Consider the following 19358-nt stretch of genomic DNA (forward strand, 5'->3'; position numbering starts at 1 on the left):
GAAACAGCTTGAACGGGAACAAACGCAAAGGCGCGGTAATCGGCTACGGAGGCGCCTTCAATATGGGCAAGGCGCATGCGGAGCAAATGATCGCGGCGGGCATCGAGTTCGTCGCGGCCTGCGATCTGGACGCGGCGAGAGCGGCGCAGGCCGGCCAGGATTTTCCCGGCATCGGCGTTTATACGCGAGTCGAGGACTTGCTCGCCCGCGACGATATCGACGTTGTCACCGTCATCACGCCGCACAATACGCATGCGCCGCTGGCGACACAGGTGCTTGAGAGCGGCAAGCACTGCATTTTGGAGAAGCCGATGTGCATTTTCGCCGAGGATGCCGACCGGCTCGTCCGGCTGGCGGCGGACAAAGGGCTGATGCTGAGCGTCTATCACAACCGGAGATGGGACGGCTGGTATTTGGCTGTGCAGGATTTGATACGCAAGGACATCCTGGGCGACATTTTCCACGTGGAGATGTATCACGGCGGCTACTATAATCCCGGTACCTGGTGGCGGTCGGACAAAGCGATATCGGGCGGCGTATTTTACGACTGGGGCGCGCACTACCTCGATTGGCTGCTCGGCCTCTTGCCGGGTAAGATCGCGTCGGTACGGGGCTTCATTCATAAGCGGGTATGGTACGACGTGTCCAACGAAGATCAGATGGACAGCATCATCGCCTACGAGGACGGCGCGGTCGCCTTCGTGCAGCAATCGTCCATCGCGCGTCTCGGGAAGGCGCATCGCCGGATTCTCGGAACCCAGGGCGCCGTGGTCGATTACGGAGACGGCAGCCTGACGCTCCAGACCGAAGTGAACGGCCTGCAGGTGGAGTCGAAGATACCTTACTTCAAGGATCGGCATGATGCATTTTATAAAAATGTCGCCTCTCATCTGACGACGGGCGCAGCGTTGACCGTGACGCCGGAGCAGACCAGGCGGATTATCGCGGTGATCGAGACGACGGAACGGTCGGCGAAGGCGGGCAAGGAGCTGCCGGTTCCCTACGAATAATGTTGAATGCAAAAAGGAGCTGCGCCCCGCCGGGGCGGCTCCTTTTTTGCAAGATCAGGAAGTATAAATCGGCGACCGTTCGCATACTATGACGCGCGCTGTCCTCGTCCCGGCATTTTCGATAGCTTGGCGGTTGAAGACCTGCATTTGTACAGGTATTTTTTGCTACATGCGATACTGGATGAAATACCTGCAAATATGAATATGCAGGTAAATGCAAAGCGCTAGCCGGAAATCGGGCTGATGAAGGAAATGAACTGCATTTTAGCATCTATTCTGTCCAAACGGGTCGACATCGGCATAAAAAGATGTATATTTGCAGGCATTGCGGCGAATGAACGAGGCCGGCGAGCGCCTATATCGGGCTAGCTGCGCCGCCTCGAGGTGAAGCACTGAAACGTGACGCCGAACTTGTCCTTGACGACGCCGTAGGCGGGGCTGAAGTGAAAGGCGCCGAGCGGCGTGATCACTTCGCCGTCTTCGCGAAGCGCATTATACATACGCGTAGCTACCTCGGCATCCGGCGTCGTGATGCAGACCGTGAGCAGGTCTCCTTCGCGCGGAAGCTTGCCCGGCTCGGAATCGGCGACCATGAGCTGGGCTTCGCCGATTTTTAATTCGCTGTGCGCGATCCGTTCCTTCACGGCTTTCGGCATATTGCCCTCCGATGCGCCGGGGCCGGCGCCGAAGGTCTGGCTGAACGTCACGTCTGCGCCAAGCGCTTGGACATAAAAATCGATGGCTTCCTGGGCGCGGCCGTCTAACTGGATAAAGGGAACAAAATGAATGCTCATTGCGGTCAGCTCCTTAGCGCTTATTGAGTCGCCGATCGGCATCCTCAAGGCTAGCCTACCCGCTAATGGTGACAAGTGTTGTCATCGAAACGGAAAAAATGAGCGCTTAAAGCTCGTCGGTTTCTTCATAAGATGCCAAGATCGCATTTAACAGTCCCGGGAAGCGCGTCTCCAGGTCCGCTTCGCGAAGGGACAACAGCCGCTGGGTACCGTGCGTCCGTGTCCGTATGACGCCTGCTTCTCGCAGCGTACGGCTGTGATGGGAGACGGTGGACTTGGCGATCGGCAGCTCGATATCGCCGCAAGCGCGTTCGCCGTTTTGACTCAGCTTGTAGACAATTGTCAGGCGAACCGGGTCGCTGAGCGCATATAGAACGGAAGAGAGCTGGATATCCGCTGTATCCGGATGAAAGAGCGGCTTCATGGCGCAGCCCTCCTTGGTTTAGATTCGTAATTGCATTTTAGCATAAGGGATGTTATATTTCTATTGTTCGATAATCATAGAACATTAAAACATTGAAATAAGTGAATGGAGATGAATCGAATGAACGCAACAAGGGCCGTTAACGGCGCAGCTGCGGAAACGGAAAATCCGGCGTTTAAGTCGGAGAAGGTCGCGACGCTTATTCTTGGCCTGGCCATGGTACTCGTCATTATGAATACGATGATGTTCAATCTGGCGCTGCCGGACGTCACACTCGAATTCGGGCTATCGCCGTCGAGCGCATCGTGGATCGTGACCGGTTATTCCATCGTATTCGCGATTTCCTCCATTACGTACAGCCGGCTGTCGGACTACGTGCCGATCAGACGGCTGGTCGTGATCAGCCTGCTGCTGTTCGGGCTTGCCGCTATCGTCGGACTGTTCGCCGACAGCTTCCTGATGCTGCTGATCGTACGGATCGTGCAGGCGACGGGAGCAGGCGCGATTCCTTCATTATCACTGGTGCTTATCAGCCGGTACGTACCGGTGGAGCGCAGAGGCGCCGCGATGGCGATCATTATGTCCGCCGCATCGCTCGGTCTCGGATTGGGCCCGGTCGTCGGCGGAGCCGTCGTGCAATATCTCGGCTGGCATTTCCTGTTTGCCGTCAGCGCCCTTACGCTGATCCTCGTGCCCGTGCTGGCGATCGTGCTGCCGAGCGAACGCAAGGGCGCCGGCTCGCTCGACTTGCCGGGCGCGCTGCTGGCCGCCGTCAGCACGACCGGCCTGCTGTTATTTTTGACGAACCACCAATGGTACATGCTCGCCGGCGGAGCCTTGGCACTCATCTTGTTCGCCGTCCGCATCCGGACGGCCCGCAATCCTTTCGTGCTGCCGGCGCTGTTCGCGAACCGCAAGTACCTGCTGCTCAGCGCAGTCGGCGTCGCGGCGTATCTGTCCAGCTTCGCCACGCTGTTTCTGCTGCCTCAGATTCTCGTTCATCTCCACGGTCTCAGCGCGATCGAGTCGGGTCTCGTGATTTTCCCGGGTTCCCTGCTCGCGCTCCTGATGTCCCGCAAGGTCGGCGGCATCATCGACCGCAGCGGCAACGCGTCGATTATCCGTTACGTTCCGGTGCTTATCCTGCTCTCCGTCGCCTTGTTTGCGCTGCTGTCCGGGACGTCGTACGTGTCGATCCTGTTGATCTACATGCTGCTCAGCCTCGGCTTCACCTTCATGACCAGCAGCATCTCCAACGAAATGTCGCGGCTGCTGCCCGCCTCGCAGATCGGTTCGGGCATGGGGCTGTTTCAGCTCCTCCAGTTCGTGAGCGGCGCCTTCGGCGTAGCGTTGTCCGCGAGCGCGATCGACTGGCAGAAAAACCTGCCGCTGCATGATGCCTATAGCAACATCTACTGGGGCCTTGTCGTCGTCGTGCTGCTGTCCATCGGCTGCGCCTACCTTTACCTCCGCGGCAGAGGCGCGAAGCCCGTGCTTGCTCCGGCCGTGCAAGCGGAACGCCCTTAAGCTATAGTTGTAGCATAAGGGAGGTTGGGCAAATCGCATGTACATTCGCCATTTGACGCTCGAGGATTTTGACGAGCGGATCGCGCTATCCGAATTCGCGTTTCAGTTCAAGATTTCGGAGGAGCGGCGGGAGACGGAGCGGCGGCACTTACGGCCCGAGGAGCACATCGGTGCATTCGACGATAGCGGAAAGCTGCTGTCGGCGCTGATCCTGCTCCCGCTGCGCGTCTGGGTAAACGGCGCCAGCCTGAAAATGGGAGGCGTCGCCGGCGTGGCGACGTGGCCGGAAGCCCGGCGGCACGGCTGCGTGTCGCGGCTATTGCAAACGGCACTGGAGCAGATGCGCGAGCAGGGGCAGACGGTCAGTATGCTGCATCCGTTCGCGTTTCCTTTTTATCGCAAGTACGGCTGGGAGATGACGGTCGAACGCAAGAAGTATGAGCTGGAGCCGCGGCACTTCCCGGCAAAGAGCGATGCGCCGGGCACTGTCGAACGGATCGGGACGGATATGGCCGAGGTGCCGGAGCTGTATGCCAAGGCGGCCGCGCGGTATACCGGCACGCTGGACCGTTCGGAGGACTGGTGGACGCGGCGGCGCTGGAATACGCCGGGGTTGCTGGCTATGTATCGCAATGCGCGAGGCGAGCCGGAAGGCTATCTGCATTATCAAGTGGAAAACCGGGTGTTGACGGTGCTGGAGTGGGTCGCGACGACCAAGGAAGCGCGCGGCGGATTGTGGGATTTCGTGCGCAACCACGATTCCATGATCGACCGGCTCCTGTTGACGGTGCCTTCGGACGACCCGCTGCCGTTTCTGGTCGCCGATCCCCGCTTCAAACAGGAGACGCATCCGTACTTCATGTCGCGTATCGTAGACGCTGAAGCGTTCGTATCCCAATACCGGTTCGCGTCCGGCGCGGAAGACTCGCTGCTGCTTCGCCTCCGGGATGCGCATGCCGCGTGGAACGACGGCACGTTCCGACTGTCGATCGGGGCGGACGGCCAAGCGGAGCTGGCTCGCGCGGAAGACGGTTCCGCGGCTGCAGTCACGCTGGATATTCAGACGCTGACCGCGCTGCTATTGGGCGGGCGCCGTCCGGGATTGTTGGCCGAGGCCGGAAGACTGGGCGGCGATTCGGCTGTCGTCGACCTGCTCGAACGCCGCGTGCCGAGATACGATACGTTTTTAATGGACTTTTTTTAAGCGACGGGGAAAGGCGCATTGCCAATCCGCCCAACTTGGCGGCATTGCTTTGCGCCTTTTGCAACCATTGCAGCCCGGCAGCAGCTGCTCAAGTGTAAATCGGCCGGCACTACGACTTTGGACCTTTGGCGGCCTCATATTTGTCGAGCGCCTCCTGGACGATCCCTGCCGGGGAGCTTCGAATTGATCCGCAGCAGAAGAACGATTGCTATCACGAGCAGAATCGTATTTACAATGGACATGTACGGTCACCGCTTTCCAACGAGATTTATAATGTAAATGATAACCAGTTTTCCGGGCGAGGAAAAGCACAAGCGTACGATCGTTAAACGGACTCGAATCGGTGCATACTGAGGAGGAGAGCGACTTGGTCCCGGCTGCCGGCCGGAACAACCGGCGGGGTTGCATTTTATCATAAAGTGCGTATAATATGGTTATAGTCAAAGAAAGTCAAAGTCAGAAGTCGAAGCCGTTCTCCGGAAAGGGGGTTAGGCTCTTGTTATGCGCAACATATCCGATCTGATCGAGCACTATCTGAAGCAGATTTTGCAGAGCAGCGCAGGCTCGATCGAGATTCAGAGGGGAGATCTCGCGGAGAAGTTCTCATGCGTGCCCTCCCAGATCAACTACGTCATCAGCACGCGGTTTACGATCGAAAAGGGGTATAGTGTAGAGAGTAAACGAGGAGGCGGAGGCTACATCCGCATTCAGCGCGTGGACCTCCCCTCGCTGGAAGCCGTGCAGCGTCTGCTGCACCAGAGCGCAGGCAGCCGGATCGACGAGAACAAGGCCAACGGTTTGATCTATCAGCTCGAAGAGGCCGGCATCGTTACCGCCCGGGAGGCGCACCTGATGCGCACCGCGCTGTCGACGGAGGCGCTGCCGCTCAAGCAGCCGCTGCAGGACGAGCTGAGGTCCAACCTGATGCGGGTCATGCTGCTGGCGCTTCTTGCGCGTTAGATTTTGCCAATGTCAATGTACCTAACCTATATAGCCGTGGGGAGGAGATCAAGTTGCTATGCCAGGAGTGCGGCCAGCGGCCGGCTACGCTTCATTTTTCAAAGTACGTCAACGGAGAAAAGACGGAGCTGCACATATGCGAGGCATGCGCGAGGGAGAAGGGCGAGCTCATTCCCGGCACGTCGTCGGGCTTTTCCATCCACAATCTGCTCTCCGGCCTCATGGACTTCGACCCATCCGGATTGTCCGGCGCCAAAGCGCAAGTCCAACAGCAGCAGCGCTGCGAGGGCTGCGGGATGACGTACGGTCAGTTCAGCAAGCTTGGCCGGTTCGGCTGCGCCCATTGCTACAAGCAGTTCGCGGAACGGCTCGACCCCTTGCTCAAGCGGGTGCACGGGAATACGGTCCATGTCGGCAAAGTACCGAAGCGGGCCGGCGGACTGGTCAGGCTGCGCCGCGAGATCGACGGCCTGAAGCGGGAGATGCAGAGCCGGATCGAGGGCGAGGATTTCGAATCCGCGGCCGACCTGCGCGACCGCATCCGCGAGCTCGAGCGCGAAGTCCAGAACGGTTAGGGGGCAAGGCACATGGGTAATCGGAAATATACCGCGGAGGCGCTGAGCCCCTGGATGAAGGAAGATGCGCCGGATCGCGACGTCGTGCTGAGCAGCCGGGTCCGCATCGCCCGGAATTTGCGGCATCTGCCGTTTCCGATGATGGCCAGCGCCGTCCAGGCGGCGGAGGCGATGGACCGGCTGCTCTCGGTGAACGAAAGCGGCAGGCTTAACGGACTCGGGGAAGTCAGCAGCGTGCGCTTGTCCGAGCTGAGCGAGCTGGAGAAGCAGGTGCTGGTGGAAAAGCATCTGATCAGTCCGGCGCTGGCGAATCAGGCGCAGCATGCCGCGCTGATGCTCGGCCCCGGCGAAGATGTCAGCCTGATGGTGAACGAAGAGGACCATTTGCGCATTCAATGTCTGCATGCGGGATTTCAATTGAAGGAGACCTGGGATACCGCGAGCAAGATCGACGACATCTTCGAGGAAGCCGTCGACTACGCCTTCGACGAGAAATACGGGTTCCTGACCAGTTGTCCGACCAACGTCGGCACGGGCATTCGCGCATCGGTCATGATGCATCTGCCTGCGCTCGTTATGACGGGGCAAATCAACCGGATCCTGTCGGCGGTCACGCAGGTCGGCCTGGCGGTCAGGGGCATGTACGGCGAAGGCAGCGAGGCTACGGGCAACCTGTTCCAGGTATCCAACCAGATCACGCTTGGCCAATCCGAGACCGAGATCATCGACCATCTGCATGCCGTCGCCCGCCAGATCATCGAGCACGAGAAGGCGGCGCGGGCCAAGCTGATGGGCGAATCGAGACTCAAGGTCGAGGATCGCATCAAAAGATCGTTCGGCATTCTGAGCTACGCGGCCGTCATCGATGCGAAGGAAGCTTCTCAGCGTCTGTCGGATCTGCGGCTGGGCATCCATCTGGGCCTGCTGCCCGAGGTGGAAGAGGGGACGCTTAACGAGCTGCTCGTCTCGATCCAGCCGGGATTTTTGCAGCAGGCGTACGGCGACGCGCTTAGTCCGGAGCAGCGGGACATGACCCGCGCCCAATTGATCTCGTCCAGACTGGCAACTCATGCCTAAATCATCTATTCTTATATTATACGGAGGAGGTGCTGTCTCATGATGTTCGGACGATTCACCGAACGCGCACAAAAGGTTCTTGCATTGGCACAGGAAGAAGCGGTGCGCTTGGGACACAACAATATCGGCACGGAGCACATTCTGCTCGGTCTTATCCGCGAAGGCGAGTCCATCGCCGCCAAGGCGCTGATCGCGCTGGGCCTCGGACTCGAGAAGATCCAGGACGAAGTCGAATCCCTCATCGGACGCGGCCAGGAGCAGCCGACCAACATCGCCTACACCCCGCGTGCGAAAAAGGTCATCGAGCTGTCGATGGACGAAGCGCGCAAGCTCGGCCATACGTATGTCGGCACGGAGCATATCCTGCTCGGTCTGATCCGCGAAGGCGAGGGCGTGGCGGCACGCGTGCTCAACAACCTCGGCATCAGTCTGAACAAGGCGCGCCAGCAGGTATTGCAGCTCCTCGGCAGCAGCGAGAGCGTATCTCAGAATCACGGGCCTTCTAACAATGTAAGCACGCCTACCCTCGACGGCCTTGCCCGCGACCTGACGGCGAGCGCACGCGACAACAATATCGACCCGGTCATCGGGCGCGCCAAGGAGATCGAACGCGTGATCCAGGTGCTCTCCCGCCGGACCAAGAACAACCCGGTTCTCATCGGCGAGCCCGGCGTCGGCAAGACGGCGATCGCCGAGGGCCTGGCGCAGCGTATCGTGAACAACGAGATTCCCGAGACGCTTCGCGACAAGCGCGTCATGACGCTCGACATGGGCTCCGTCGTCGCCGGCACCAAGTACCGCGGCGAATTCGAAGACCGCCTGAAGAAGATCATGGACGAGATTCGCCAAGCCGGCAATGTCATCCTGTTCATCGACGAGCTGCACACGCTGATCGGCGCCGGCGGCGCGGAAGGCGCGATCGACGCGTCCAACATCCTGAAGCCGGCCCTCGCGAGAGGCGAGCTCCAGTGCATCGGCGCGACGACGCTCGACGAGTACCGCAAGTATATCGAGAAGGATGCCGCGCTCGAGCGCCGCTTCCAGCCGATTACCGTCGACCAGCCGTCACCAGAAGAAGCGATCCAGATCCTGAACGGCCTGCGCGACCGCTACGAGGCGCATCACCGGGTCAAGATCACGGACGACGCGATCGAAGCCGCAGTTAAGCTGTCCGACCGCTATATCACGGACCGCTTCCTGCCGGATAAGGCGATCGACCTGATCGACGAAGCCAGCTCCAAGGTGAGACTGCGCTCGTATACGGTACCGCCGAATCTCAAGCAGCTCGAAGCGCGCCTTGAGGATATCCGCAAGGAAAAGGACGCCGCCGTGCAAAGCCAGGAGTTCGAGAAGGCTGCGGCGCTGCGCGACACCGAGCAGAAGATCCGCGAGGAGCTCGACTCCACGAAGAACCAGTGGAAGGAAAAGCAAGGCCGCACGGACTCCGAGGTGACGCCGGACGATATCGCCCAGGTCGTCGCGAGCTGGACCGGCATTCCGGTCGTCAAGCTGGCCGAGGAAGAAACCGAGCGCCTGCTCAAGCTGGAGAGCATCCTGCATGACCGCGTCATCGGCCAGGAAGAAGCCGTCAAGGCCGTCTCCCGCGCCGTGCGCCGCTCCCGTGCGGGACTCAAGGATCCGAAGCGTCCGATCGGCTCGTTCATCTTCCTGGGCCCGACGGGCGTCGGCAAGACCGAGCTGGCCCGCGCGCTGGCCGAGGCAATGTTCGGCGACGAGAATGCGGTCATCCGCATCGACATGTCGGAGTACATGGAGAAGCACTCGACGTCCCGCCTCGTCGGCGCGCCTCCCGGATACGTCGGTTACGAGGAAGGCGGTCAGCTTACCGAGAAGGTTCGCCGCAAGCCGTACTCCGTCGTCCTGCTCGACGAGATCGAGAAGGCGCATCCCGAAGTGTTCAACGTGCTGCTGCAGGTGCTGGAGGACGGCCGATTGACCGACTCCAAGGGCCGCACGGTAGACTTCCGCAACACGCTGATCATCATGACGTCCAACGTCGGCGCCGATCAGATCAAGCGCAACTCTTCGCTCGGCTTCACCGCCGTGCAGGATTCGGGCAAAGACTACAACAACATGAAGGATAAGGTGCTCGGCGAACTGAAAAAGTCGTTCCGCCCCGAATTCCTGAACCGGATCGACGAGACAATCGTCTTTCACCCGCTCGCCGAAGAGCACATCGCGCAGATCGTCACGCTCATGGCGGACGACCTCAAGAGGCGCCTCGTCGAGCACAACGTCAAGTTCGAACTAACTGAAGCCGCCAAGAACTTTCTGGCCAAGGAAGGCTTCGATCCGGCCTACGGCGCTCGTCCGCTGCGCCGCGCGATCCAGAAGCACATCGAGGATCGCCTGTCCGAGGAGCTGTTGCTCGGCAAGATCCAAAAGGGCGACACGCTCGAGATCGACGAGAAGGAAGGCGCGCTGGTCGTAAACACAACTAGCCGTTCCTCTTCTGAAGAGAGCGAAGCGGTCAAGAACAACAGCTAATCCGATTGCTCGCAACATCCGCGCCGGCGGGACGCTCGTTAGAGTCGTCCCCTGGCGTTTTTTTGCGTTGCTTCCCTATTCGCAACTTCGCCATTTACCCGACTTGCACAATTCTTGTGCACGGATAAGCGGCTTGCCGCTTCACTAGCTAGCCAGATGCTGATCGTGCATAATTCTTGTGCACGAAAAGGCGGTTAGCCTCTTAACTCAGGTCTCCACCTCGACGTGTACGCCAACTTCAAGCTAACCGATTGCGCCCCGCCCTCGCAGCGCTTATGATCTACATAGACCTAAAGCGAGGTGGAAGAGTTTGCCGATCAAAGTGCTGATCGCCGACGACAACTCATTTATCCGGGAAGGGATGAAGATTATCCTAACCAGCTTCGAGGAGTTCGAGGTGGTGGGGACGGTGGAGGACGGGGCCCAGGCCGCTGCCTTCTGCGAAGCGCACGCGCCGGACGTGGCGCTGCTCGACGTTCGCATGCCGAACATGAACGGCGTGGAGGCGGCGCGGCTCATCGCGGCCAACACGAAGACCAAGCCGCTCATTCTGACGACCTTCGACGACGAGGAATACATTCTCGAAGCGATCAAGGCGGGGGCCAGAGGCTACCTGCTGAAAAATAACGATCCGGAGCGAATCCGCGACGCCATCAAAAGCGTGCATAACAACCACGACGTGCTCCAGGACGTCGTGCTGGACAAAATCAAGGCGCAGCTCGCACAGGGCGCAACGCCACAAACCCAGGCAGCGGCATCGGCGCCGTCCGCCAAGCCTGGCGAAGCGATCGACCGCAGCCTGTTCACCGAGCGCGAGCTCGACATCATGCAGCAGATCGCCCGCGGCTTGTCGAACAAGGAGATCGCCCGCAAGCTGTTTATTTCCGAAGGCACCGTGGCGAACTATATTACGTCGGTCTTGAACAAGACCGGCCTCGAGCATCGCACGCAGATCGCGATTTACTACCTCACGGGCGAAGCACGTGTGCCGGAAGAGGAGTAGAGAGCGCCGATGGAACTATGGCTGCTCGGGAACAAAGCCGCTCTGCTGCTGTTTATCGGATACGTCCTGTACGGCGCGCCCCATGACGGGGCTTTCCGGCCGGCTTATATGCTCGTCCTGTTAATTTACTTGGGTCTGAGCTTTGGCATTCCGACCGCACGACGCTTCAAAAAGGCATCGCTCGCGCTGTCGGCGCTGTCCGCCGCACTTGCGGTCTACGGTTCGCTGGAGCTGCATCCGCTGTTCCTGCTGCTGGCCATCCCGAACCTGTACGAAGCTGCTTCGGGACTCGGCGCCGCCAATTGGCAGTCGGCCGTCATGCCGGCCGCGGCCTGCCTGCTGCTGCCTGCACCGTACAGGCCGACCTATGCGCTGGCGGCTGCGCTTTGCTTCATGCTCTATATCTCGACCTGCAAGCTGTACGCGCGGCTTGCCCTTCGCGAGGAGGAGCGGGACAAGCTCCAGGAAGACGCGCGCAGACTGACCCGCGCGCTCACGGACAACGAGGAATACGCGCGCCAGTCCGCGTATACGATCAAGCTGGAGGAGCGAGGGCGGCTGTCGCAGCAAATTCACGACGAGATCGGGCATTCGATGGCCGGCGCGCTCATTCAGATGGAGGCGGCCCGGCGGCTGCTCGACACGAACCGGACCAAGGCGGAAGAGCTGCTGGGCAATGCGATCGTCATTTCCAAGGAAGGGCTGGAGCGCATCCGCCTGACGCTGAAGCAGTCCAAGCCGCCTGCCGAGCAGCTCGGCATCGGACGCCTGCAGCTGTTCGTGGACGAGCTCTCCGCCAAGCAGGACATTCGGGCGACGCTCAATTATGCCGGAGATCTGGATACGATTACCCAGCTTCAGTGGCGCATCATCCAGGCGAATGTCACCGAGGCCGTTACCAACTCCCTCAAGTACAGCGGCGCCGAGTCGATCGCGGTCGAGGTGCTCGTCCTGAACAAATTCGTCAAGGCGGTCGTGCGCGACGACGGACGCGGGGCGGACAAGGTCGTCAAGGGACTCGGCATCGTCGGCATGGAAGAGCGGGCGGCAACGGAAGGCGGGACGATCATCGTCGACGGCTCCCGCGGCTTCAGCGTGACGACGCTGCTGCCCGTACGCGCAGGCTCATGAGATCCTCATGAGCGAATCATATGAGATTTCTCATGCCAAAGGATGAACTTATGCACTGACATAAGAGCGTCCTTTTTTTTATGATTAGATCAACAAATGAACGACGGGAGCGAATGCGCGATGAACATTATCGAGATCGGCGGACTGACCAAGAAGTTCGGAGACTTTGCAGCGGTGGACAATATGACGCTCAACCTGAAGGAAGGGGAGATCTTCGGCTTCCTCGGCGCGAACGGGGCCGGCAAGAGCACGACGATCAGCATGATCGCCTCGCTGCTCCGTCCGACGAAGGGCGAGATCAAGTTTCTCGGTAAAAACATCGCCAAGCACGCGCATTTCGCCAAGATGAACATCGGCATCGTGCCGCAGGACCTGGCCATTTACGAGGATATGTCCGCCTTCGAAAACGTGAAGTTTTTCGCCGGGCTGTATGGCTTCCGCGGAAGCGAGCTAAAGGCGCGGGTGGAGGAGGCGCTTAGCTTCGTCGGACTCGGCGACAAGCACAAGGAGCTGCCCAAAAACTTCTCTGGCGGCATGAAGCGCCGGCTCAACATCGCCTGCGCCATCGCGCACCGGCCCAAGCTGATCATCATGGACGAACCGACGGTCGGCATCGATCCGCACTCGCGCAATTACATTTTGCAATCGGTCAAAGAACTGAACCGCATGGGCTGCACGATTCTCTACACCAGCCACTACATGGAAGAGGTCGAGGAGATTTGCACGCGCATCGCAATCGTCGACCACGGCAAGATCATCGCGGACGGCACCAAGGAACAGCTCAAGGCGATCATCACGGACTCCAAGGAAATCTGGATCGACGTGAAGAGCATCGAAGGGCTGAATCAGGAGCGCCTCAAAGAAATCCGCGGCGTCCTCGCCGTCCGGATCGAGGAACAGCGGATCAAGATCCAATCGCGCGCCGAGATCGCCAACCTGAACGATATCGTCCAGCAGCTCATCCGCGACGGCATGGAGATTCGCGCGGTCGAGGAGCAGGCGCCGAATCTCGAGACGGTATTCCTGACGCTGACCGGCCGCAATCTGAGAGACTAAGGGGGACGAGAGCGTGAATACGCTGCATATCGCAAAAAAAGAAATCGTATCGGCGCTGCGCAACAAGTCCACCTTTCTCTTCATGCTCGCCTTTCCGATCGCGCTCATGCTCATCCTGGGGCTGGCGCTGTCCAACGCCTTCTCGGGCAGCATCGAGATCGGGGACATCAAGATGGCATACAAGATCGATCAAGCAAGCCCCGAGTTGGTCGCCGGCTGGCAAAGCTTCGCGAAGGCCGCCGAACAGAACGGAATCGCGATTGAAGCGCTGCCTCCCGGGCAGGACGGCAAGCAGGCCGTCGCAGAGGCGCAATACGCGGCTTTTGCCGATGTCTCCGACAAGGGCATCGCATACTACGACAACAGCCGGAGCACGGTTGAGAGCAACATCCTGCAGGGCATGCTGACCTCTTTCGCAGACCGTTACAATCTGGAAGCTGCCTTCGCGAGCGCCGGCGTATCGTCCCAGACCGGCGGCAGCGGCCAGGCACCCGCTCAACTGGTCAAAGCGACGTCGCTCACGGCGGACAGCCAGCCGAATTCCATGGACTACTACGCGGTCGCCATGACGACGATGATCGCCTTGTACGCGGCCCTTAGCGCCTCCGCGCTCATCGAGAGCGAACGGACCCGCCACACGATCGTCCGGCTGTCCGCCGCTCCGGTGACCAAGGCTGAGATCTTCGCCGGCAAGGTGCTTGGCAGCACCGCCATCAACGCGATCTTCATCGTCGCCGTCATGCTGATCAGCCATTTCGTGTTTGGCGCGAACTGGGGCGATCATCCGGGGCATGTCCTGCTCGTCCTGATTACGGAGGTGCTCATGGCGATCGGCTTCGGCCTCGCGGTCGGCATGATCTTCCGCAGCAAAGCGTCGCATTCGTTCCTGCTCATCTTTATCCAGATCGCCTCGTTCGTAGGCGGCGCTTACTTCCCGGTGAACGACTTCGGCGGCTTTATCGGCACCATATCCTATTATTCGCCGCTGCGCTGGAACAACGCCGGCGTCATCGAGACGGTGTTCGGCGGACATACCGCCCCTGCCTTGCAGGCCGCCGGTTTTAATCTTGCGGGAGCCGTCGTCCTGCTCGCCGTATGCATGTTCCTGATCCGCAGAAGGGAGACGATCTAACCGTGAAAACGTTCCTCTGGCTCATGGCCCATACTTTGCGCAACACCTTCCGGAAACGGTCGAATATCATCTTGTTCCTGCTGCCCGTCGCCGGCGTCCTGCTCTCCGCCGGTCTCTATGGCAACGCCGGCGGCGCCGGCCTTCGCATCGGCATCGTGCAGCAGGACGGTGCGGACGCCGTCGGCCGCGACGTCGCCGCCTTCATCGGTGCGCTCGATGGCGTCAAGGTGACGGAGACGTCGGACGCCGATCTGAAGGATCAGATCGCGGCAGGCAAGCTGGATGCGGGCATCGTCATCCCGGCCGGATTCGGGGAGACGCTCAAGGCGGGTTCGCCGAAGCAACTCGAGCTGCTGTCCGTCAAAGGCGCACAGGTGACGGCTTACGTCCAGGCCATGCTGGACGGTTACCTGAACAATGTCGCTTCGATCGCCGGGCAAACGGCGGGAGACGGGGCGCGCTTCGATAAGATTTACGGCGAGTATGCGCAGGGCGGCTTTAAGGTCAACCGCGAACGCCTTAACGACGCTTCCAACGTCAAAGACACGACTTATCAGTCGCTGGGCTTCCTGGTCGCCTTCATCATGTTCTCGTCCGTCAACATGTCGGAGATGATCCTGCGCGAGAAAGAAAACCGCACGTTCCTGCGCCTCCTCTCCTCGCCGGTCACCGCCAGGTCGTACGTCGCGGCGAACGTCGCGGTCAATATCGTCGCCATGGTGTGCCAGATCGCCCTGACGCTGACCTTCATGCGGGCGGTGATCCATATCGACTCGGGCGTGCCGGTCATGCAGCTCGCATCGGTTCTGGTGCTGTTCGGCCTCGGTGCGATCGCATTGTCGCTGCTTATCGTCTCGCTCTCCAAGTCCAGGGGCCAGTCCAGCGCGCTGCAAAATCTCATTATCACGCCGACATGCGTGCTGGCCGGCTGCTACTTCCCGATGGATATCATGCCCGACGCCATCCGTAAGATCGGCGCGTTCCTCCCGCAGCATTGGCTGCTCGATACGGTGAACCGCCTGCAGCACGGCGACAGCTTCGGCAGCCTGTATATGAACCTGCTGGTGCTGGCCGCCTTTGCCGCCGCCTTCGCCGCGATCGCGATCTTTCAGTTCAGCCGCAACAACGACACGAGAACCTTCGTCTAATCATTACCGCATGAAACGTCGCCAAGGCCGCTCATCCAATGTCCGTCGCCAGGATTGTTCCCGGCGGCGGATATTGGCGTTCGGGCGGGTACCGGACTTTAACCGGGGAGAGCAAGTGTGATACACTTCTTGTAACTAGCGAATTAATGAAGGGAATCCCATGGCCAAGCTGAAAATCAAGTTCGTCTGCACCGAATGCGGCACCGAATCGCCCAAGTGGATGGGGAAGTGCCCGGGGTGCGGCGCCTGGAACACGATGGTGGAGGAAGCCGAGCCGGTCGTCAAGGCGAACGTCGGCCGCAGCAGCGAGCTGACCCGGACGAAAGAAAAGGCCCAGTCCATCATACACATAGAAAGCGGCAAGGAACCTCGGATCCCGACGGGAAACGGGGAGCTTAACCGCGTGCTCGGCGGCGGGCTCGTGCCGGGCTCTCTGCTGCTCGTGGGCGGCGACCCGGGCATCGGCAAGTCGACGCTGCTGCTGCAGACGTCGAACACGCTTGCGGGCCAAGGTCTGACCGTGCTGTACGTGTCCGGAGAAGAATCCGTCCGCCAGACCAAGCTTCGCGCCGACCGGCTGGGCGCGCTTAGCGAGCGCCTGTTCGTGCTGTGCGAGACGAACCTGGACCTCGTGGAGCAGTCCATCGAGGAAGTGAAGCCGGACTTTCTCGTCATCGACTCGATCCAGACCGTCTACCGTCCCGACGTGCCGTCCGCGCCGGGCAGCGTCGCGCAGGTGCGCGAGTGCACCGCCCAGTTCATGCGCATCTCCAAGCAGGGCGGCGTCGCGACCGTGCTCGTCGGCCACGTCACCAAGGAAGGCGCGATCGCCGGCCCGCGGCTGCTCGAGCATATGGTCGACTGCGTGCTCTATTTCGAGGGCGAACGCCATCACTCTTACCGGCTGCTCCGCGCGGTCAAGAACCGCTTCGGCTCGACCAACGAGATCGGCATCTTCGATATGTCGGAGGACGGTCTGCGCGAAGTGTCCAACCCGTCCGAGCTGTTCCTCACCGAGCGTCCGCTCGGCGTGTCCGGCTCGACGGTCGTCGCGAGCATCGAAGGGACGCGGCCCGTGATGGTCGAGCTGCAGGCGCTCGTGGCGCCGACGCACTTCCCTTCGCCGAGGCGCATGTCCTCGGGACTGGATCATCATCGGATATCGCTCGTTATCGCGGTACTCGAGAAGCGCATGGGCATGTTTTTTCAAAATCAGGATGCATACGTAAACGTCGCCGGCGGCATTAAGCTGGACGAACCGGCGGCCGATCTGGCCGCCGCGGTCAGCCTGGCGTCAAGCTTTCGCGACCTGCCTACCAAGCCCGACGACGTCGTTTTCGGCGAGGTGGGACTTACGGGAGAGGTACGGGCGGTCTCCCGCGCCGAGACGCGCGTCAAGGAAGCGCTCAAGCTCGGCTTCAAGCGGGTCATCCTGCCCGAAGCGAGCATGAAGGGCTGGCAGCCGCCCGCGGGCATCCGGCTGGTGCCGGTCAAGTCCGTAGCCGAGGCGCTCAAGGCGGCATTGGAATAGGGGGAACGAATCGCGTGACGAAGGAGATCAAAGACAAAGAACGCGAGCAGCAGGACGTCATGAACCAGCTGCTCCGGATGGTCGCGCCGGGCACGCCGCTGCGCGACGGGCTCGAGAACGTGCTGCGCGCCAAGACCGGCGCGCTCATCGTTGTCGGCTACGGCCCCGAGGTCATGGAGGTCGTCGACGGCGGTTTTTCGATCAACTGCGACTTCAGCCCGAACTATCTGTACGAGCTCGCCAAGATGGACGGCGCGATCATCCTGAGCGAAGACGCCAAGCGCATATTGTACGCCAATACGCAGCTGATCCCCGATCCGTCGATCTCCTCGATCGAGACGGGCATCCGCCACCGTACCGCCGAGCGGGTGGCGAAGCAGACGGGGCAGCTCGTCGTCTCCATTTCCCAGCGGCGCAATATCATCACCCTGTATCAGGGACAGCTGCGCTATGCGCTCAAGGACATGGCCGTCATCCTGACCAAGGCGAACCAGGCGATCCAGACGCTGGAGCGATACCGGGTGGTCTATACGCAGACGTTGACGGATCTGTCCGCTTTGGAGTTCGAGAACCAGGTGACGATGCACGAGGTCGTCTACGCGCTGCAGCGTGCCGAGATGGTGCTGCGCATCCGGATGGAGATCAAACGGTACGTGCTCGAGCTGGGCAACGAAGGCCGTCTGATCAACATGCAGATGGAGGAGCTGGTCGGCCATGCCGAGGAAGAAGCGCGTCTCTTGCTTAAGGATTACGCCAAAGAAGCCTCGGAGGAGCGCATCCGAGAGATTCAGCACGCGCTTAAGAAACTGAGCTCAGACGAGCTGCTGGATTCGGTGCTGATCATCCGGCTGTTGGGTTACCTGTCGCTGAGCGCCGTTGCGGAGGAGGGGCTGCCGTCCCGCGGCTACCGGATCCTCGGCAAGATCGCGCGTCTGCCGGCCGTCATCATTCACAATCTGGTCGATCGCTTTGGCGCGCTGACCCATATCGCCCAAGCTTCGATCGAGGATCTCGACGAGGTCGACGGCATCGGGGAAGTCCGCGCCAGAGCGATCCGGGACGGACTGAAGCGGATCCGGGATCAGGTGTTCATTGACAGACAGATATAGGCATCATACAATGGGGAATGTTGCCTGTGGAGACGATATCTGCATCCGCTCGCACCCGGCTCTTAGACTAGCCCGGCCGGGTCCATGCCGACTCGCGCGTTGGCGACAGGTCCGATCGGGTATAGTAAAGTAGAGGTGAAGTCCAATGTTTGCAAAGTCATTGCCGAACCTGTTCACCATAGGCAATTTATTTTTAGGCGTATTATCGATCATATTGGCGTTTAACGATCGTGCGGACGGCGCGGCCCTGCTCGTCATCATCGCGATGCTGCTCGACGGCCTCGACGGCCGTGTAGCCCGGGCGCTGAACGTCCAGAGCGATTTCGGCAAGGAGCTGGATTCGCTGTCCGACGTCATCTCGTTCGGCGTCGCGCCGGCCTTCATCATGTACCAAGCCGCCTTTACCAACGTCAATCCCGCGCTCGCTTGGATCATCACCGCCATCTTCCCGATCTGCGGCGCCTTGCGTCTCGCCCGCTTCAACGTGATCGAGGGCATTCCCGGCTACTTCATCGGACTGCCGATTCCGGCGGCCGGCGGCGTGCTGGCGACGCTCGCGCTGTTTCACGCCGATCTGCACGTATACCTGCTGCTCGTTGCCACGCTGGCGCTGTCCTTTCTGATGGTCAGCAGCCTCAAGTATCCGAACTTCAAGAAGCTCGGCTTGCCCAAGGCCGCGATTTGGGCGGTACCACTCGTCGTCGCGGCTGCGGTGATTCTGGCGTTCATGTTCCCGCGCGCGATCCCGAACTTCATCCTCGTAATGCTGCTCCTGTATGCGCTCTGGGGCCTAAAAAAAAACGTTGAACGGATGTTCTCCGGCGCCTACAAGCGCCTGCGCCGCAAACGCCGCAAAAACGAGGAGCGTCCCCGCCGCGGCGCTTAAGCGCTGCGCGGGCCGAGCTCTCGGCAACGCCAAGCCGTCTTTTGCGGTAACACAAAAGCCGTCCTTCGCCATATTGGCGTTGGACGGCTTTTTACGATATTCAGATGGCATTCAGAAGGCGTGATTTGGCGGCGATTCGTTCCAGTATGCGCACTTTAGTCGTGCCGGCGTTTCTTCGAAAGTTTGGCGGGTCGAAAAACTGCATTTTTACATGTATTTTTTACCGACAACCTACACTTCGCCAAATACCTGAAAATATGCAGGTAAATGCGAAGCACATGCC

The 19358-nt window shown here is 60.2% G+C and carries 17 protein-coding genes; 15 read left to right on the forward strand and 2 right to left on the reverse strand.

Annotated elements, in window-relative coordinates:
• The first annotated feature begins 8 nt into the window (after window positions 1–8).
• A complete protein-coding gene (locus tag ACFSR7_RS20985; protein WP_378164999.1) occupies window positions 9–1010 on the forward strand; it encodes a Gfo/Idh/MocA family protein in 1002 nt (333 codons plus the stop codon).
• A gap of 365 nt (window positions 1011–1375) precedes the next feature.
• On the opposite strand, the gene ACFSR7_RS20990 is transcribed toward ACFSR7_RS20985, so the two are convergent.
• Together ACFSR7_RS20990 and ACFSR7_RS20995 are read right to left on the reverse strand one after the other, a co-directional pair.
• On the reverse strand, window positions 1376–1804 hold the full coding sequence (locus tag ACFSR7_RS20990; protein WP_378165001.1) for a VOC family protein: 429 nt from the start codon (window positions 1802–1804) through the stop codon (window positions 1376–1378).
• Between the two features lie 106 nt (window positions 1805–1910).
• Window positions 1911–2228: an ArsR/SmtB family transcription factor gene (locus tag ACFSR7_RS20995; RefSeq protein ID WP_378165003.1), complete on the reverse strand. Its 318-nt coding sequence runs from the start codon at window positions 2226–2228 to the stop codon at window positions 1911–1913.
• A gap of 120 nt (window positions 2229–2348) precedes the next feature.
• On the opposite strand from ACFSR7_RS20995, the gene ACFSR7_RS21000 reads away from it, so the two are divergent.
• The 14 genes from ACFSR7_RS21000 (at window position 2349) to pssA (ending at window position 19075) form a co-directional block, all read left to right on the forward strand.
• Complete coding sequence (locus tag ACFSR7_RS21000) at window positions 2349–3755, forward strand: MFS transporter (RefSeq protein WP_378165005.1); 1407 nt, start codon at window positions 2349–2351, stop codon at window positions 3753–3755.
• 37 nt (window positions 3756–3792) lie between these two features.
• Window positions 3793–4959 (forward strand): GNAT family N-acetyltransferase, encoded by a 1167-nt coding sequence (locus tag ACFSR7_RS21005; RefSeq protein WP_378165007.1) that lies wholly within the window; start codon window positions 3793–3795, stop codon window positions 4957–4959.
• A gap of 501 nt (window positions 4960–5460) precedes the next feature.
• Window positions 5461–5919, forward strand: a complete 459-nt coding sequence (locus ACFSR7_RS21010; RefSeq protein ID WP_378165009.1) for a CtsR family transcriptional regulator — start codon at window positions 5461–5463, stop codon at window positions 5917–5919.
• 53 nt (window positions 5920–5972) lie between these two features.
• Window positions 5973–6494, forward strand: coding sequence for a protein-arginine kinase activator protein McsA (gene mcsA, locus ACFSR7_RS21015; protein ID WP_378165011.1), 522 nt, complete (start codon window positions 5973–5975; stop codon window positions 6492–6494).
• 12 nt (window positions 6495–6506) lie between these two features.
• The gene (locus tag ACFSR7_RS21020) at window positions 6507–7571 is read left to right on the forward strand and encodes a protein arginine kinase (RefSeq protein WP_378165013.1); all 1065 of its coding nucleotides are present in this window, start codon (window positions 6507–6509) and stop codon (window positions 7569–7571) included.
• Between the two features lie 39 nt (window positions 7572–7610).
• Window positions 7611–10079: an ATP-dependent Clp protease ATP-binding subunit gene (locus ACFSR7_RS21025; RefSeq protein WP_378165015.1), complete on the forward strand. Its 2469-nt coding sequence runs from the start codon at window positions 7611–7613 to the stop codon at window positions 10077–10079.
• Window positions 10080–10389: 310 nt separating this feature from the next.
• Window positions 10390–11082 (forward strand): response regulator, encoded by a 693-nt coding sequence (locus tag ACFSR7_RS21030; RefSeq protein ID WP_378165017.1) that lies wholly within the window; start codon window positions 10390–10392, stop codon window positions 11080–11082.
• 9 nt (window positions 11083–11091) lie between these two features.
• Complete coding sequence (locus tag ACFSR7_RS21035; RefSeq protein WP_378165019.1) at window positions 11092–12213, forward strand: sensor histidine kinase; 1122 nt, start codon at window positions 11092–11094, stop codon at window positions 12211–12213.
• A gap of 120 nt (window positions 12214–12333) precedes the next feature.
• Window positions 12334–13269, forward strand: coding sequence for an ABC transporter ATP-binding protein (locus ACFSR7_RS21040; RefSeq protein WP_378165021.1), 936 nt, complete (start codon window positions 12334–12336; stop codon window positions 13267–13269).
• Between the two features lie 13 nt (window positions 13270–13282).
• Window positions 13283–14401: an ABC transporter permease gene (locus ACFSR7_RS21045; RefSeq protein WP_378165023.1), complete on the forward strand. Its 1119-nt coding sequence runs from the start codon at window positions 13283–13285 to the stop codon at window positions 14399–14401.
• Between the two features lie 2 nt (window positions 14402–14403).
• Window positions 14404–15549 (forward strand): ABC transporter permease, encoded by a 1146-nt coding sequence (locus ACFSR7_RS21050; RefSeq protein WP_378165025.1) that lies wholly within the window; start codon window positions 14404–14406, stop codon window positions 15547–15549.
• Window positions 15550–15709: 160 nt separating this feature from the next.
• A complete protein-coding gene (radA, locus tag ACFSR7_RS21055; protein WP_378165027.1) occupies window positions 15710–17080 on the forward strand; it encodes a DNA repair protein RadA in 1371 nt (456 codons plus the stop codon).
• Window positions 17081–17094: 14 nt separating this feature from the next.
• Window positions 17095–18189 (forward strand): DNA integrity scanning diadenylate cyclase DisA, encoded by a 1095-nt coding sequence (disA, locus tag ACFSR7_RS21060; RefSeq protein ID WP_378165029.1) that lies wholly within the window; start codon window positions 17095–17097, stop codon window positions 18187–18189.
• A gap of 145 nt (window positions 18190–18334) precedes the next feature.
• Window positions 18335–19075 carry a CDP-diacylglycerol--serine O-phosphatidyltransferase gene (pssA, locus tag ACFSR7_RS21065; RefSeq protein WP_378165031.1) on the forward strand — a complete coding sequence of 247 codons (741 nt, stop codon included), beginning with the start codon at window positions 18335–18337 and terminating at the stop codon, window positions 19073–19075.
• The last annotated feature ends 283 nt before the right edge of the window (window positions 19076–19358 follow it).

The sequence above is a fragment of the Cohnella sp. GCM10020058 genome (genome assembly GCF_042683485.1).
Lineage (GTDB): Bacteria > Bacillota > Bacilli > Paenibacillales > Paenibacillaceae > Cohnella.

Excerpts from the sequence above, each read along its gene's own strand:
- ACFSR7_RS21005 (WP_378165007.1), top strand. The coding sequence starts at position 3,793 with ATGTACATTCGCCATTTGACGCTCGAGGATTTTGACGAGCGGATCGCG.
- ACFSR7_RS21035 (WP_378165019.1), top strand. The coding sequence starts at position 11,092 with ATGGAACTATGGCTGCTCGGGAACAAAGCCGCTCTGCTGCTGTTTATC.
- pssA (WP_378165031.1), top strand. The coding sequence starts at position 18,335 with ATGTTTGCAAAGTCATTGCCGAACCTGTTCACCATAGGCAATTTATTT.
- ACFSR7_RS21025 (WP_378165015.1), top strand. The coding sequence starts at position 7,611 with ATGATGTTCGGACGATTCACCGAACGCGCACAAAAGGTTCTTGCATTG.
- ACFSR7_RS21040 (WP_378165021.1), top strand. The coding sequence starts at position 12,334 with ATGAACATTATCGAGATCGGCGGACTGACCAAGAAGTTCGGAGACTTT.
- radA (WP_378165027.1), top strand. The coding sequence starts at position 15,710 with ATGGCCAAGCTGAAAATCAAGTTCGTCTGCACCGAATGCGGCACCGAA.
- ACFSR7_RS21000 (WP_378165005.1), top strand. The coding sequence starts at position 2,349 with ATGAACGCAACAAGGGCCGTTAACGGCGCAGCTGCGGAAACGGAAAAT.
- ACFSR7_RS21020 (WP_378165013.1), top strand. The coding sequence starts at position 6,507 with ATGGGTAATCGGAAATATACCGCGGAGGCGCTGAGCCCCTGGATGAAG.
- ACFSR7_RS20990 (WP_378165001.1), bottom strand. The coding sequence starts at position 1,804 with ATGAGCATTCATTTTGTTCCCTTTATCCAGTTAGACGGCCGCGCCCAG.
- ACFSR7_RS20995 (WP_378165003.1), bottom strand. The coding sequence starts at position 2,228 with ATGAAGCCGCTCTTTCATCCGGATACAGCGGATATCCAGCTCTCTTCC.
- ACFSR7_RS21010 (WP_378165009.1), top strand. The coding sequence starts at position 5,461 with ATGCGCAACATATCCGATCTGATCGAGCACTATCTGAAGCAGATTTTG.